This window comes from Pseudobutyrivibrio xylanivorans DSM 14809, assembly GCF_900141825.1.
Lineage (GTDB): Bacteria > Bacillota > Clostridia > Lachnospirales > Lachnospiraceae > Pseudobutyrivibrio > Pseudobutyrivibrio xylanivorans.
In genome coordinates this window covers 34,075-49,846 of sequence record NZ_FQYQ01000010.1, presented here as the reverse complement: position 1 = coordinate 49,846, position 15,772 = coordinate 34,075, and the positions used below count along the sequence as shown (strand labels likewise).

Sequence of the window (15,772 nt, the reverse complement as noted above, 5' to 3'; positions counted from 1 at the left end):
GCTCAGCAGTTATAAATTACAAGATAGGAGAATAAATAATGAAACGTTTAAAAAAAGGACAGGGGATTGCCTGGCTCGTTGCATTTGTAGTTATTCTTGGTTTACTTGGCTACTATGCATTCACAGTTATTACAGGCACAATTAAAGAAAATGATGACAGCCTAAAGCTTGGTCTCGACCTTGATGGTGGTGTCAGCATTACATACGAAGCAGTTGGAGATAAGCCTACAGATGAGCAGATGGCAGACACAATTCTTAAGCTCCAGCAGCGTATTGAAAATGACCTTGGCGAGGAGAGCTCAACAACAGAGGCAAATGTTTATCGCGTAGGTGATGACAGAATCACAGTTGAGATTCCTGGCGTTTCAGATGCAAACGCATTATTGGAGGAGTTAGGTACTCCTGGTACACTTTATTTCATCGCTCAGAAGGATAACGATGGAAATGAGAACTATAGCTATGGTGAGAATGGATATCAGCTCAACTACGATATTGAGACACTCACAGAGAATGGTTCAGTTATTTGTACAGGTAAAGAAGTTACAGCAGCGCAGGGAAGAGCTGAGCAGGATAAGACTACTAGCGCTACAAAGTACGTTGTAACACTTCAGTTCAACGACGAAGGAACAAAGGCATTTGGTGATGCTACAACAGTAGCAGCTGTTGCAGGTGAGACAATTGGTATCTACTATGATGGTCAGTTTGTTTCAGTTCCAAAGGTAAACGAAGCAATCACAACAGGTAACTGTGAGATTTCTGGTATGTCTTCTATGGAAGAGGCAGAAAAGCTTGCTTCTTACATCCGTATCGGTGGTCTTGATATCGAGCTTCAGGAGTTAGAGTCACAGGTTGTAGGTGCTCAGCTTGGTGCTGATGCTCTTAGAACCTCACTTATCGCAGCAGGTATTGGTCTTGGTCTCGTAATGTTATTCCTTATCGTTATGTACCTTGTACCTGGTTTTGTTTCATCACTTGCACTTGCGCTTTACACAGCAATGCTTATAGGCATTCTTAAGGCATTTGATATTACACTTACACTTCCTGGTATTGCAGGTATGATTCTTTCAATCGGTATGGCGGTTGATGCTAACGTTATCGTATTTGCACGTGTTCGTGAGGAAATTAAGAACGGTCGTCCAGTAGTTTCATCTATTGAGGCTGGTTTCTCAAAGGCACTTTCAGCAATCCTTGATGGTAACATCACAACACTTATCGCAGCAGCGGTACTTGGTATCCTTGGTTCAGGCTCAGTAAAGGGATTCGCAATCACTCTTGCACTTGGTGTTGTTTTATCAATGTTTACAGCTCTTGTTATTACAAGAATTCTTATTAATTCTTTCTATGCACTTGGCGTTCGTGATGCTAAGTTCTATGGAAAGGCAAAGGATCCTTCAAAGTTCGACTTCGTTGGCAAGAAGGCAATCTTTATTACAATTTCAGTTGCAATTATCGCAGCTGGCTTCATCACAATGGGAGCTATGAAGGCTAAGACTGGTTCAGGTCTTAACTACTCACTTGAGTTCCTTGGTGGTACATCAACAACAGTTGATTTCAATGAGACATATTCACTTGCAGATTTAGATGCAAAGGTAGTTCCTCAGATTGCAAGCACAATCGGTGTTAGCGAGGGAAGTATCCAGACTACAACAGTAGATGGAAGCAATCAGGCAATCTTCAAGACAAGAAACCTTACTCTTGAAGAGAGAGAGTCATTAAATGAGATGTTTGAGAGCCAGTTCCAGGTTAAGGAGACTTCAATCACTCAGCAGACAATTGGTTCCACAATCTCAGGCGAGATGCGTAGCCAGTCTACAATCGCTGTACTCGTTGCAGTTCTCTGCATGCTTGTATATATTTGGTTCAGATTCAAGGACATCAGATTTGCTTCTTCAGCAATCATCGCCCTTGTACACGACGTTCTTGTAGTACTTGCACTTTATGCATTTGCAAGAATTTCAGTAGGCGCTGCATTCATCGCATGTATGCTTACAGTTATCGGTTACTCAGTCAACGATACAATCGTAGTATTCGACCGTATCCGTGAAAACCACAAGGCAATTAGAACAGAAAATGCCGAGACACTTAAGTCACTTTGTAATGAGTCACTTGCTCAGACACTTTCACGTTCTATTTCAACATCAATCACAACAGCAATCATGGTACTTATGCTTCTCATCCTTGGTGTTTCATCAATCAGAGAGTTCGCATTACCACTTCTTGCTGGCGTAATTGCTGGTACATATTCATCAATCTTTATCGCAACACAGCTTTGGTACATCCTTAAGCTTAAGTTTGCTTCAAAGAATTAAGATTAGAACTAGGAGAAAAAACATGATAGACATTAAGTTTTTACGTGAGAATCCAGACGCAGTTAAGGAAAACATTAAAAAGAAGTTTCAGGAGCACAAGCTTGGCCTCGTAGATGAGGTCATCGAGCTTGATGACAAGAGACGTGCTGCTCAGCAGGAAGCTGACGACCTCCGTGCGCAGATGAATAAGGCATCAAAAGAAATTGGTGCTCTTATGGGTCAGGGCAAAAAGGATGAGGCTGAGAAGGCTAAGGCTGAGGTGGCAGAGCTCAAGCAGCGCATTAAGGACTTAGAGCCAGTTGAGAAGGAGCTTGCCGATAAGGTTGAGGAAATCATGATGAAGATTCCTAACATTATCGACCCTAGCGTTCCAATTGGTCCAGATGATTCCTGCAACGTAGAAATCGAAAAGTTCGGTGAGCCAGTTGTTCCTGATTTTGAGATTCCTTATCACACAGATATCATGGAGAGATTCAATGGTATCGATTTGGATGCTGCTGGTAAGGTTGCTGGTAACGGCTTCTATTACCTTATGGGAGACATTGCTCGTCTTCACTCAGCAGTTATTTCATATGCTCGTGATTTCATGATTGATAAAGGATTTACATATTGCATCCCACCTTTCATGATTCGTTCAAACGTAGTTACTGGTGTTATGTCATTCGAAGAGATGGATGCTATGATGTACAAAATTGAGGGCGAGGATCTTTACCTCATCGGTACATCAGAGCACTCTATGATTGGTAAGTTCATTGATACACTTAATGACGAAGCTAATCTTCCATATACACTTACAAGCTACAGCCCTTGCTTCCGTAAGGAGAAGGGTGCACACGGTATCGAAGAGCGTGGTGTTTACCGTATCCACCAGTTCGAGAAGCAGGAGATGATCGTAGTTTGTAAGCCAGAGGAGTCAAAGAAGTACTACGATATCCTTTGGAACAACACAGTTGATTTATTCCGCAGCCTTGATATTCCTGTTCGTACACTTGAGTGCTGTTCAGGAGATTTGGCAGATCTTAAGGTTAAGTCTTGTGACGTTGAGGCATGGTCACCACGTCAGAAGAAGTACTTTGAGGTAGGTTCTTGCTCTAACCTTGGTGATGCTCAGGCTAGACGTCTTAAGATTCGTGTTAAGGATGAGAATGGTAATAAGTACTTCGCTCATACACTTAATAATACAGTAGTTGCTCCACCACGTATGCTTATCGCATTCCTTGAGAACAACTTACGTGAAGATGGTAGCGTGGCTATTCCTAAGGCACTTCAGCCATACATGGGTGGTAAGAGTGAATTAATTCCTATTAAATAAATAAGTTATTGACAAATTATATAAAAGCGGCTTAAAATTCTTGGCAGGCGCGAGCAGGAAGGCTCCATGCCGAGGAAGGAGGGGGCCCCTTTAGGGGAGATTCCTTGCTCGAGTATGGAAGGTGGCCTGCGGGAGCATGTAAGACTTCGATGCCGCTTTTTTTGAGGGGTTTTTACTGAGTAGTAGTATTTTATACACAGTAGAAAAGGATTTTTTATGTCAGTACAAAGTAGAGAAGATATTAGAAATATTGCCATCATCGCACACGTAGATCATGGTAAAACTACACTTGTAGATGAGCTTTTAAAGCAGTCAGGTGTATTTAGAGAGAATCAGGAAGTTGCTGAGCGTGTCATGGACTCAAATGATATTGAGCGTGAGCGTGGTATCACTATTCTTTCAAAGAACACAGCAGTATATTATAAGAACACAAAGATTAACATTATCGATACACCAGGTCATGCTGATTTCGGTGGCGAGGTTGAGCGTGTACTTAAGATGGTAAACGGTGTTGTTCTCGTAGTAGATGCTTTCGAGGGCGCTATGCCACAGACCAAGTTCGTTCTTATGAAGGCACTTGATCTTGATTTACCAGTTATCGTATGTATCAATAAGATTGATAGACCAGAGGCTCGTCCAGATGAGGTTATCGATGAGGTTCTCGAGCTTTTCATGGATCTTGATGCTTCAGATGAGCAGCTTGATTGTCCATTTATCTATGCTTCAGCTAAGGAAGGTTTCGCAATCAGAGATCTTAACGAAGAACATAAGGATATGACAGCTCTCTTTGAGACTATTGTTGATTATATTCCAGCTCCTAAGGGAGACCCAGAGGCACCTACACAGGTACTTATCTCTACAATCGATTACAACGAGTACGTTGGTCGTATCGGTATTGGTAAGGTAGAGAATGGTTCTATCAAGGTTAACCAGGATGCTATCGTTGTAAATGCACATGATCCTGAGAAGAGCAATAAGGTTCGTATCTCAAAGCTTTTTGAGTACGATGGACTTAATAAGGTAGATGTTACTGAAGCACAGATTGGTTCAATCGTAGCTATTTCTGGTATTTCAGATATCCACATTGGAGATACAATCTGTGCAGTAGATGCTCCAAATCCAATTCCTTTCCAGAAGATTTCTGAGCCTACTATTTCAATGAACTTCATTGTAAATGATAGCCCACTTGCTGGTCAGGAAGGTAAGTTCGTAACTTCACGTCACATCCGTGAGCGTCTTATGAAGGAGCTTAACACTGATGTATCACTTCGTGTAGAGGATACAGATTCACCAGATTCACTTAAGGTTTCTGGACGTGGTGAGCTTCACCTTTCAGTACTTATCGAGAACATGCGTCGTGAAGGTTTTGAGTTTGCTGTATCAAAGGCAGAGGTTCTTTACAAGGAAGACGAAAAGGGCCATAAGCTCGAGCCAATGGAGCGCGCTTATGTAGATGTTCCTGATGAGTTTACAGGAGCAGTTATAGAGAAGCTTTCTCAGAGAAAGGGTGAGCTTCAGAATATGACACCTATCGCAGGTGGATATACTCGTATCGAGTTTAAGATTCCTTCACGTGGTCTTATTGGATATCGTGGAGAATTCATGACAGATACTAAGGGAAATGGTATAATCAATACAATTTTCGATGGTTATGAGCTTTACAAGGGAGATATCTCTTATCGTAAGCTTGGAAGTCTTATCGCTTTCGAGACAGGTGAGTCAGTTACATACGGACTCTTCTCAGCTCAGGATCGTGGTACACTTTTCATTGGACCAGGCGAGAAGGTTTATTCTGGTATGGTTATTGGTCAGTGTTCTCGTGCAGAGGATGTTGAGCTTAACGTATGTAAGAAGAAGCACCTTACAAATACTCGTTCATCTTCAGCTGATGAAGCACTTACACTTGTACCACCAAGAGTACTTAGCCTTGAGCAGGCACTTGATTTCATCGATGTAGATGAGCTTTTAGAGGTTACACCAGAATCTCTTCGTATCAGAAAGAGAATTCTTGATCCTACACTTAGAAAGAGAGCTAGCTTTAAGAAATAAGGAGACTTATGGAAAAAGGAATTGTTCAAGTATATTACGGAACGGGACAGGGAAAGTCAGCTGCAGCCTTAGGACAGGCTATTCGTAATGCCTCGCAGGGACGCACTACAACAATAATTCAGTTCCTTAAATCTGAGACAAATACTGAGTATTTAAGCAAGCTTGAGCCTGAAATTAAGCTTTTTAGATTCGAGCGCTCAAAAGAGAGCTTCGCTGAGTTAACAGATGAACAAAAGCAGGAAGAGATTTTGAATATTCAAAATGGTCTTAACTATGCTAAAAAAGTTCTTGGTACCGGCGAAAGTGATCTGGTTATTCTTGATGAGATTCTTGGCGTTGTTGATGAGGGTATTGTTCCAGAACAGGATATTTTATGTGCTTTGGAAGGACGTTCATATTCGACTAATGTCATTTTGACAGGATTAAACATTACAAAAGGAATATTTGAAATTGCGGACAGCGTTTTGAATTTAAAACCTGAGAAGTAATTCCATAGAACTGCCATGGGCTTTTTAGGCTTCTATGGCAGTTCTGTTTATATATGACCAAGTAGAAAGAGAGAGGTAGAATAATGACAAAAGTAGTAATGCACGGATGCAACGGACACATGGGAAGAGTTATCACAGATTTATGCAAGAATGACGCTGATGCAACTATCGTTGCTGGAGTAGATAAATTTAAGGGTATCGACAATGAGTATCCAGTATATGATTCTCTTGCAGAGGTTGATGTGGACTATGATGTTGTAATTGATTTCTCTACAGCCGCTGCAGTAGATGGGTTGCTTGACGTATGTGAGAAGAATGGAAAGCCTGTTGTTCTTTGTACTACAGGATTAGATGATAAGATGCTTGCACACGTGGATTCTGCATGTAAAAAGGTAGCGATTCTCCGCTCTGCAAACATGTCATTAGGTATTAATACACTATTTGATTTATGCAAGAAGGCTACTCAGGTTTTTGCTGATGCTGGTTTTGATATCGAAATCGTAGAGAAGCATCACAATCAGAAGCTTGATGCACCAAGTGGAACAGCTCTTGCACTTGCTGATGCTTGCAACGATGCATTAGATGAGAAGTATGAGTATTGCTATGGCAGAGCTGACAGACGTGAGAAGAGACCTAAGAATGAAATTGGTATTTCTGCAGTTCGTGGTGGAAATATTGTAGGTGAGCATGAAGTTATCTTTGCTGGACTTGATGAGGTTATCACAATCAAGCATACAGCATATTCAAAGAGTGTATTTGCAAAGGGTGCTGTAGAAGCAGCTAAGTTTTTGGCAGGAAAGCCAGCAGGTCTCTACGATATGAAAGAAGTAATCGCAGAAAAATAAACCGAGAGCGTCACTGAGGGTGACTGATGAGGTGTTTAACACATGTATATCCAGCTTAATTCACAAATCATATGCTATGAAATAACCGGGGAGCAGGGAACCCCGGTTATTCTCATGCATGGAAATAGAGAGGATCACCATATCTTTGATCCATTGGTAGAAAGACTTAGCAGAAATCACGTAGTTTATGCAATGGATACAAGAGGACACGGTGAAAGTGCTACACCAAAGGAATACCATTATAGTGATATGGCAAAGGACGTTATCAATCTGATTAAAGCATTGGATATTGAAAAGCCATATCTTCTTGGATATTCAGATGGAGGCATTATTTCTTTATTAGTGGCTATGGAGGCCAGTGAATTACTTTCTGGAATTATTTGCTGCGGAGCTAATCTCACTCCAGCAGGTTTTCATCATAGAGATATCAGGGAAATGAAAAGAGCGTATAAGAAATATAATGATCCTAGAACACTTCTTATGCTACAGGAACCTGATATTAATCCAAATGACCTTAAGAACATATCCGTTCCTGCTATGATTTTTGCTGGAGAAGATGATTGTGTGAAACAGAAGGAAACTGAAAAGATAGCCGCCAGTATCCCTAATTCAGTGTTAAAAGTGCTTTCTGGGGAAACTCATAGTAGCTATATTGTACAAAAAGATACTTTATACCCACATATAGAAAGTTTTATTAGATAATTTTGATAGTTGCCATTATACCAATAGGAATGTATAATGTTATAAAATGTGAATGAAATGTGAAATCGATTCCAAAATATAATGTTATGTGAAAAAGTTTTCAATTGGTAATGACGATGAATCAGAATAAGTTAATTTTTAATTTTCAAAAACGTTTAAATAATCTGATGCTTATACTGTGCGCATGTGCACTTGTTATAGGCTTCTTAGTGACGAACGAGAAATCAGAGTGTGATACTCCTACCATCAAGATTGAGCCATATCAGGTGGCAAGATTAGAAGATGGCTCAAAGGAGTACTTCTTTGATTTGTCTTCTTTTGATAGTCATTATTCTGGCTTCATGTTTTACACATCTCATCAGTTTGTAAAAGCTTATAATGCTGGACGAGAAATTTATTCTTTTACCCAAACAGGAGGCATTTTAGGTTCTACGCCAGGTTCTGCTTACAATTTTATATCAGTGAATGAAAAGATGCTTAATGTGGCTATTATCATTAAGCCAGTTTATGATTGTGTAAAGGATCAGGTTCCTACATTCTATGTGGGAAATGCATACCAGATGTATGATAATTTGCTCAGAAATTCTTTGCCAAAGTTCTGCGCAAGTTTATTAATCGTGATATTTAGTTTTATCATGTTGATTTACTATGCATTTATGAACAAGAGGCTTAACTTGGGCAGAGAGTTAGTTCATTTGGCGTATTTTGCATTATTCATTGGAACATGGACATTGAACGAGACAGACGTATCAGTGCTTCTTTTTAATAACAAAATCTTTGACGCTGTAATTCCATATTTATGTTTAATGATGGTTATTGCTCCATTTGTGCTTTTCTTTGATGGTTATTTGGGAATCAATGGAAAGATAGTTAAGAGAATTATAGTCATAGCATCTATGGTCGAGTTTGTCGTATTCACTACTCTTCATTTGATGAAGATTTTAGAATATAGAGAGACTCTTGTTTACATGCAGATTTTAATTCTTGCTGCAGCTATATATGTTGTCTCAGCGATTGCTATTCAGCTTTATCATAGAGATTTTTCTCGTCAGACGAAAATCTGTGCTATTGGAGTATTACTATTTACTATCTCGATTATCATTGACGTAAGAAATTATTACAGTGAGGTTGGTGACTCAGATCAAATGGGTCGCTATATGTTCCTTATTTTTGTAAGTCTTCTTGCGTGGGATTTGATTAAGGGAACTAACGAGATTATTGAGAAAGGCCGCCATGCTAAGCAGCTTGAGGTATTTGCCCTTACAGATACAATGACCGGACTTTACAATAGAAATGCTTTTGAAAGTCATGTTCAGTCGGAAGATAAGCTTGATGGAATCATTGCAGTAGTAGCAGATGCCAACGGACTCAAGGCTTGTAATGATACCTACGGACACGAAGCAGGTGATGAGTATATCACACTTGTAGCAGAAATCTTTAACAGTGTATTTGGTAGATATGGTAACTGCTATCGTACAGGTGGTGATGAGTTTTGTTGTATCATCCCAGCAAGCAAGGCGGTTAACATGGAGCGTTTAAAGAAGCTCTTTATGACAAAAATTTACACTGCAAACATAGAAGGCGGTCATCAATATTCTATTGGAGTGGCTATCGGAGCTGCAGCATATGACTCAAGCCTTGATAGTGATTTCCGTGCACTTGTGAAGCGTGCAGATGCATACATGTATGAAAACAAAAAAGCTTGTAAATAACTGTAAAGTATCCAACACTTGTTACGCTCTCAAGCCAGAGATATTACTCCGCTCAGCTGAAGAAAGCTTCGCTTGAGTAACACTCAGAGCTTGATAGCTACAAGTGTTTTTATTTTTCTAGATTTCCAAGCTATTCATCCACGCCACGAGGTCTTGTAGACCCTCTTCCGTGAATGGCGCGGTACGGGATTGCTTGACTTCCTCGGGTGTGTTTTCTGAGCTGAATGGTCCAGGCCAGATAGTGGCTTTGAACAAGTCTTCTTCAGAATCCTCCTCACGGAAACGTTCAATTTTATAGCATTTATTTTTATCGCTCCCTGTAAAAGAGGGAGCTTTTTTATAATATCCTAAAGATAAGAGGCGTCCTCTGTCTATCATTATTATTCCTCCAAAAATCAATTTAATTCTATTCAATAGTACCGATTTTGAAAGACTTTGTCACTAAAGAATGGTAATATATTTATATAGAAAATATTAAGGCCTAATTAATGGGGGGCATGCTTATGGATAAGGGACGGCTTTTCAGAATAATTTGTGGAGTGATGATTGCCATCATAGTTGGTATTCTTGTGATTTTGTTTGTCAGCGATGACAACACAGAGGCAGAATTCAGCGTGGATATGTCAAAAGATTACTCTGATACAGCCAACTGGATGGAGAAGCTTTCTGATGATGTCTATATTTCTCAGATTACTATTCCGGGCGCTCATAATAGCGCTTCTCAGAATGTCGTACTGGGATATGTTATGAGATGCCAAGATACGACAATAGCTCAGCAGCTCGAGAATGGCTATAGATACCTGGATTTTAGAGTAGCCATCGAAGAGACAGAGGATGGCGATAAGCTAAAGCTTGTTCATAATTTTGCCAGCTGTCACACAGATGGAAATCTGTTCTCGGATTTTCTTTATTTTGATGATGCCGTAGCTGATGTGTATAAATTCCTTCAGGAGCACACAAATGAAACAGTAATTATTAATATCAAGATTGAGGATGAAGATTATTCTACAGCTGATATTCAAAAGCTTTTGTTAGCACAGGTGAAAGCTAATAAGGATTACTGGTACACTGAAAATGAGATTCCTACTCTTGGTGAAGTAAGAGGAAGAATTGTTTTAGCTACCAGATTTAATGATGAGGCTGCAGCTGATATTACTGGTCTGAATATGATATGGGACGAGCAGGATAACCGAGTTCCAGCAGATATTCCATATGAGCTTTATGTAAATTCTGATTACAGATTCTGGGTTCAGGATAGATATAAGTATTCCGTAGAGGATAAATATGAAGCAGTAATAGATGGATTAGAGAACTGTGAGGCCGACGAGACTACAATTTTCCTGAATTTTGCCAGCACAGCTGGAGATGGAAAGGTTGGCCATCCAAAGGGGTATTCAAAGGCCCTGAATACTCTTCTTATGGAATATGAGCTAAAATCAGAGACCAGCTATGGTGTTATCATTGTAGATTTTGGTACAGCTGATTTGGCAAGACATATTTATTATTCGAATTTTTAAGTTAGGAGCAATATAGATTATGGAAAGAAATTATGATGAAGAAGAAATCAATCCAATACTTTTAGATTTTTTGGATACGGATTCCTTTGAAGAAAAATATAAAATATTGGTAGCTACACCTATAATGGATTTTGACAATCTTCTCATTGATAATATGGCTTCATCTATAGATGTAGTTGTGGAAGATGGGGATATCGAATCCAGAGTTCAGGATTTAAAGAATTGTGTTCGAACTCGATCAAAATACGAGACATTACGATTTAGACGTTAATGTTAAAAATGTATGAAGATTTAGCGAAAAACAACAAATAATGTGGCTGTGGTATTAAAATAAACTTAATGTAGTGTGTAAGGGATACATTTTTCTTAGTTAAGGAGAATACCATGGCCAATACAAAATCTTCAGAAAAGCACGCAAAAATTAAGAATAAGCTGATTGCGTTATTGATGCCAGTAGTATTGCTTCAGGTGATACTACTGGTTGTTATTTCTGGTTATATTTCCAGCCAGAGTCTGAAAAAAATGGCAACAGCTCAGCTTGATTCTTCTATTTCAAATCAGGGAGATAATATCGAATCCTGGTTACAGAAAAATCTCGAGAATTTCTCAACAGCCAAGCAGGTTATTGAGACTCAGAAGCCTGACGATGAGGCTCTGCAGTCTCTTTTGGATGCATTCTATGGCTACAACACCTATTGTACTGACGGATTTTATATTGCCAGCGAATCAGGTAAATTCATGAAGGCTAGTGAATCCTCTAAAACTGTTTCAAATCCAAAGGATGAGGAATGGTATAAGCAGGGTATTACTAGAGTGCGCCTAAATTATGGTGGGGCTTATAAAAATGCAAATGGTGATTCCGTTATAAGTGCGTCAGGCATTCTTAATGATGGAAGCGACGAACTTAAAGTTTTTGCAGCAGATGTGACATTGGATCAGATTAGTATTATCGTTAATTCTGGTGTAAAAATGGATCAGGCGACTTCCTTCCTTATTGATTCTTTTGATGGCACTATATTGGCTCATAGAGATGCCTCAAGAATATTTACAGTTCTTAAGGAGGATGATTCTGATAAGCTTATGGCAGGTATAGCCAAAAAGTTTGCAGAACGTGATTACGCAACCACAGAAATAGAAGGCTATCAGGTAGCATTTAGAAATATTGCTGGAACAGAATGGTATCTTGTTTCTTATATCAGCAATAGTGTGATTCTGCAGGATGTAAATAAATTGATACAGCTTTTGGCAATAATTGGCGTGATAGCTATTATCATCATTGTCATTCTTATCAACGTCCTTGTAAGTAGAGTAATCGCACCTATAGGAAATATTACAAAGCATATTTCTGATATGTCTGCTGGTGATTTTACAATTAAGGTTAAACAGGAGAGCAATGATGAAATCGGACTTATGGGCCGGAAGGTAAGTGAGTTTGTAGAGTCGATGCGAGGAATGCTATCTGAGATTAATAATGAGTCTGAAAGATTAAAAGAGCAGTCGGATAATTCGGATAGAGTATCAAAGGATATGTTTGATGCATCTCGTTCTCAGGCGGATGCTATGCAGAATCTGAATGCTACAGTAGATCAGCTGGCTATAGCTGTTAATGAAATCGCTGAAAATGCAACTACTCTTGCTATGGTAGTAGCAGACACAAGAGATAATTCAAATGAGGCTAATGTCAGCATGAAAGAGACTGTAGAGATAAGTAAGAAAGGTAAGGCTGACATGGAACAGCTTTCAGCTGCCATGGAAGAAATCAAGAGCAGTAATGATCAGCTGGTAGAATCAATCAATGAGGTTGGAAAGGTTTCTGAGGAAATCACAAAGATTGTCAGCCTGATTAAGGATATTGCTGATGAAACTAATCTGCTTTCTCTTAACGCTTCCATTGAGGCTGCAAGAGCCGGTGAGGCAGGAAAGGGATTTGCAGTTGTTGCAACAGAAATCGGAAAGCTTGCTCAAAATTCTGCGTCTAGTGCCGAGAATATTTCGAACCTTATCAATGAGGTAAGTAGAGCGATAGACAGTGTTGTAGAGCAGGCTCAGACAAGTGCAGAAGAAATTGAACAAAACTCAGAGAGAATTGGTACAGCACTTGAAACCTTTGATCAGATTTATCTTAACATAGAAAAATCTAATGAACTGATTGAATTGATGCTTGATAATATTCAGAAGGTTGATGATGTTGCAAACAATGTTGCTGCAATATCTGAGGAGCAGGCAGCTAGTGCTGATGAGATTCTTGAAACATCACAGAATATGGTTGAACAGGCCAATAGCATTAGTCAGAGCAGTCAGGATGTAGCAGACAATTCTCACGAGTTGGCAAATACATCTCAGAAGCTTACAGATTATGTTCAGAAATTTAAGATTGATGAGGAGGTAAGTGATTATGAAGGTTAACAGACAATGTAGAAACCTTACGGTACTTCTTCTTACAATTATAATGTCACTAGGATTGGTTTTATCGGGTTGCGGCAGTTCAGGAAGTTCAGGTAACACAGCTAGTTCCGGAGGAATTAAAGTAATTTATTCGGGTCCTGGTACAGATACCTTTAAGCAGATGCTGATGGATAAGCTTGCAGAATATGCCCCAAGTGAAGGTATAGATCTTACAATTGGAGAGGCATGTGCTTCTACAAATGATCAGGTGGCACAGATTCAAAAGGCAGTAGCTGATGGATATGATGCAATTATTTGTTTACCGGTTGATAGAGCCACTGCATTACAGCTTGAAATTGCAGCAGGGGATAAACCTATAATCTACGTTAATGCTTGCCCAGATGAGCAATTCCTAAAGCCAAATAAATATATGGCAGTTAGTAGCTTTGAGGAGAATGCTGGAGAATATCAGGCTGAGTATGTTTATAACAAGCTGGGTAAGCCAAGCTCAATGAACATTATTATTTTCCGTGGAGAGGCTACTCACAATGCAGCAGTGGCACGTTCTGTATCAGTGAAAAACTGGTTGAGAAGCCAAGGGGTTGCAGTTAATGTCGTTTTTGATGATACTGCGAATTGGAATCCTGATCAGGCAAAGGATTTGTTCCGTATTTTCCAGAAAACAAATCAAAGCTTCGATGCTATTTTCTGTAATAATGATGATATGGCACTTGGTGCCGTAGAAGCTCTAAAAGAAGCTGGTTATGACTTGGATAAATACCCTGTAGTAGGTGTAGATGCAACTGTTGCAGGATGCGAATCTATTGCAAAGGGCGAGATGCAGTTTACAGTTTATCAGTCAGCAGATGGCCAGGCTCAAAAGGCTATTCAGTTAACAAAGGCATTGGCAAGTGGTGGTACAGCAGATGGAATAGAAGGTTTATCAGAAGATGGATTTTACATTTGGGTTCCATTTGAAAGAGTCGATGCTAGTAATGTAAAAGATTATATGAAATAAATTTGAGAGCCCCTCGGGGCTCTCTTAATTTTTAAATCATATTAGAATTGTGGTAGTTTTTATCGTTGGTAACATCTTCTCCAAACCATTCTGGTGGGACAAAGCTATTGGCTTCTTCTACACTAGGGAATTCTACTTCTGCCATATTCAGCCCCTTTTTATGTCCCTCGAAAACATCAAGCTCGATGGTATAAGGCTCAAATGGGATAAGATAGCGTCTCTTTGTAATGGCATGACCATCTATCTTTTCACGGAGATGCTCGTAGGCTTCCTTTGTAAGCTCAGCCTCGATTTCCTCACGGGCCATAAGTCCGCTACCCTTATAGGTAAGAATATATTTATTATTCTTTTTTCTGATGCGGACAACAGGATGAGTGCAGAGATATCCCTGCTCAATATCCACATAATCATATTTAGATAAATCTGGTAGTTCTTTAATTAAGAATTTGCGTTCAATTTCCATAGTTTTTGCTCCTTTTACGACATAGTAACATAGGTGTGAAATATATAAATGTCTTGAAATTCTTGCGCTTCTGAGGTAAAATACTGTATACGAGTGTGGCCTAGAGCCAATTGAGTTAGTATTAAATGTGCGAAAGGATGTTGTTTCGCACCTGTTAAGGAGGATTTTATAATGATTACAGCCGGTGATTTTAGAAACGGTATGACTATCGAGATGGATAACAAGGTTTATCAGGTTATCGAATTCCAGCACGTAAAGCCAGGAAAGGGCGCAGCTTTCGTTCGTACAAAGCTTAAGGATATCAAGGGTGGCGGTGTTACAGAGACATCTTTCCGTCCTACAGAGAAGTTCCCAGCTGCACGTATCGATCGTAAGGATATGCAGTACCTTTACAACGATGGTGAGCTTTACAATTTCATGGATGTTGAGACATATGATCAGGTTGCTCTTACAGCAGATCAGATTGGTGATGCTCTTAAGTTCGTTAAGGAAAACGAGATTGTTAAGATGCTCTCACACAACGGTTCAATCTTCTCAGTTGAGCCACCTATGTTCGTAGAGCTTCAGATTACAGATACAGAGCCAGGTTTCAAGGGTGATACAGCTACAGGTGCTACAAAGCCAGCTACTGTTGAGACAGGCGCACTTGTTTACGTTCCACTTTTCGTTGAGAACGGCGAGACAATCAAGATTGATACAAGAACAGGTGAGTACCTTTCACGTGTTTAATATTGAGACAGTTATTTAGTTAGGACGATTTATGGATTACAGAGAATTTCCGCTTTCACAGCTTTTACAGAACAGAAAAATATTTGCTGTATTTGATGAAGAATTCCAAAAAGGTACATGGCTTGATGCCACAGCTCTTCTTGGAAGTGACAGCACAATAAATCAGTTGTATCGTGACGGTACAGTGCCTCGCGAGACACTTGATACAATTGTTGAGAGACTCTCTGGAAAATAAATAATTGA

15 protein-coding genes are annotated in these 15,772 nt (G+C 39.6%); 13 read left to right on the top strand and 2 right to left on the bottom strand.

Annotated features, from left to right (window positions below; genetic code table 11):
- Window positions 1-38 precede the first annotated feature (38 nt).
- From BUA88_RS08985 to BUA88_RS08955, 7 genes are all read left to right on the top strand, one after another.
- Window positions 39-2,309, top strand: a complete 2,271-nt coding sequence (locus tag BUA88_RS08985) for a protein translocase subunit SecDF (RefSeq protein WP_072916405.1) — start codon at window positions 39-41, stop codon at window positions 2,307-2,309.
- A gap of 22 nt (window positions 2,310-2,331) precedes the next feature.
- Window positions 2,332-3,621 carry a serine--tRNA ligase gene (serS, locus tag BUA88_RS08980; RefSeq protein WP_072916402.1) on the top strand — a complete coding sequence of 430 codons (1,290 nt, stop codon included), beginning with the start codon at window positions 2,332-2,334 and terminating at the stop codon, window positions 3,619-3,621.
- A 216-nt stretch (window positions 3,622-3,837) separates the two neighbouring features.
- Complete coding sequence (gene typA, locus BUA88_RS08975) at window positions 3,838-5,670, top strand: translational GTPase TypA (RefSeq protein ID WP_072916397.1); 1,833 nt, start codon at window positions 3,838-3,840, stop codon at window positions 5,668-5,670.
- A gap of 8 nt (window positions 5,671-5,678) precedes the next feature.
- On the top strand, window positions 5,679-6,158 hold the full coding sequence (locus tag BUA88_RS08970) for a cob(I)yrinic acid a,c-diamide adenosyltransferase (RefSeq protein WP_072916392.1): 480 nt from the start codon (window positions 5,679-5,681) through the stop codon (window positions 6,156-6,158).
- An 83-nt stretch (window positions 6,159-6,241) separates the two neighbouring features.
- Window positions 6,242-7,003: a 4-hydroxy-tetrahydrodipicolinate reductase gene (gene dapB, locus BUA88_RS08965; RefSeq protein WP_072916388.1), complete on the top strand. Its 762-nt coding sequence runs from the start codon at window positions 6,242-6,244 to the stop codon at window positions 7,001-7,003.
- A gap of 42 nt (window positions 7,004-7,045) precedes the next feature.
- Complete coding sequence (locus BUA88_RS08960; RefSeq protein WP_072916385.1) at window positions 7,046-7,705, top strand: alpha/beta fold hydrolase; 660 nt, start codon at window positions 7,046-7,048, stop codon at window positions 7,703-7,705.
- Between the two features lie 116 nt (window positions 7,706-7,821).
- Entirely contained in the window at window positions 7,822-9,417 is a 1,596-nt protein-coding gene (locus tag BUA88_RS08955; protein WP_072916382.1) for a sensor domain-containing diguanylate cyclase, read from the top strand.
- 117 nt (window positions 9,418-9,534) lie between these two features.
- On the opposite strand, the gene BUA88_RS08950 is transcribed toward BUA88_RS08955, so the two are convergent.
- Window positions 9,535-9,795, bottom strand: a complete 261-nt coding sequence (locus BUA88_RS08950) for a hypothetical protein (protein ID WP_072916379.1) — start codon at window positions 9,793-9,795, stop codon at window positions 9,535-9,537.
- A 125-nt stretch (window positions 9,796-9,920) separates the two neighbouring features.
- Between BUA88_RS08950 and BUA88_RS08945 the strand changes: the two genes are divergently transcribed.
- The 4 genes from BUA88_RS08945 (at window position 9,921) to BUA88_RS08930 (ending at window position 14,337) form a co-directional block, all read left to right on the top strand.
- The gene (locus BUA88_RS08945; RefSeq protein WP_072916376.1) at window positions 9,921-10,934 is read left to right on the top strand and encodes a phosphatidylinositol-specific phospholipase C domain-containing protein; all 1,014 of its coding nucleotides are present in this window, start codon (window positions 9,921-9,923) and stop codon (window positions 10,932-10,934) included.
- 19 nt (window positions 10,935-10,953) lie between these two features.
- Window positions 10,954-11,205, top strand: coding sequence for a hypothetical protein (locus BUA88_RS08940; RefSeq protein ID WP_072916373.1), 252 nt, complete (start codon window positions 10,954-10,956; stop codon window positions 11,203-11,205).
- A 113-nt stretch (window positions 11,206-11,318) separates the two neighbouring features.
- Window positions 11,319-13,340, top strand: a complete 2,022-nt coding sequence (locus BUA88_RS08935) for a methyl-accepting chemotaxis protein (RefSeq protein WP_072916370.1) — start codon at window positions 11,319-11,321, stop codon at window positions 13,338-13,340.
- Window positions 13,330-14,337: a substrate-binding domain-containing protein gene (locus BUA88_RS08930; protein ID WP_072916366.1), complete on the top strand. Its 1,008-nt coding sequence runs from the start codon at window positions 13,330-13,332 to the stop codon at window positions 14,335-14,337. The genes BUA88_RS08935 and BUA88_RS08930 overlap by 11 nt, the downstream gene beginning before the upstream one ends.
- A gap of 31 nt (window positions 14,338-14,368) precedes the next feature.
- On the opposite strand, the gene BUA88_RS08925 is transcribed toward BUA88_RS08930, so the two are convergent.
- A complete protein-coding gene (locus BUA88_RS08925; protein ID WP_072916359.1) occupies window positions 14,369-14,800 on the bottom strand; it encodes a CYTH domain-containing protein in 432 nt (143 codons plus the stop codon).
- Window positions 14,801-14,971: 171 nt separating this feature from the next.
- On the opposite strand from BUA88_RS08925, the gene efp reads away from it, so the two are divergent.
- Entirely contained in the window at window positions 14,972-15,529 is a 558-nt protein-coding gene (gene efp / locus BUA88_RS08920) for an elongation factor P (RefSeq protein ID WP_028248233.1), read from the top strand.
- A 31-nt stretch (window positions 15,530-15,560) separates the two neighbouring features.
- Window positions 15,561-15,764: a hypothetical protein gene (locus tag BUA88_RS08915; protein ID WP_028248234.1), complete on the top strand. Its 204-nt coding sequence runs from the start codon at window positions 15,561-15,563 to the stop codon at window positions 15,762-15,764.
- Window positions 15,765-15,772: the final 8 nt, after the last annotated feature.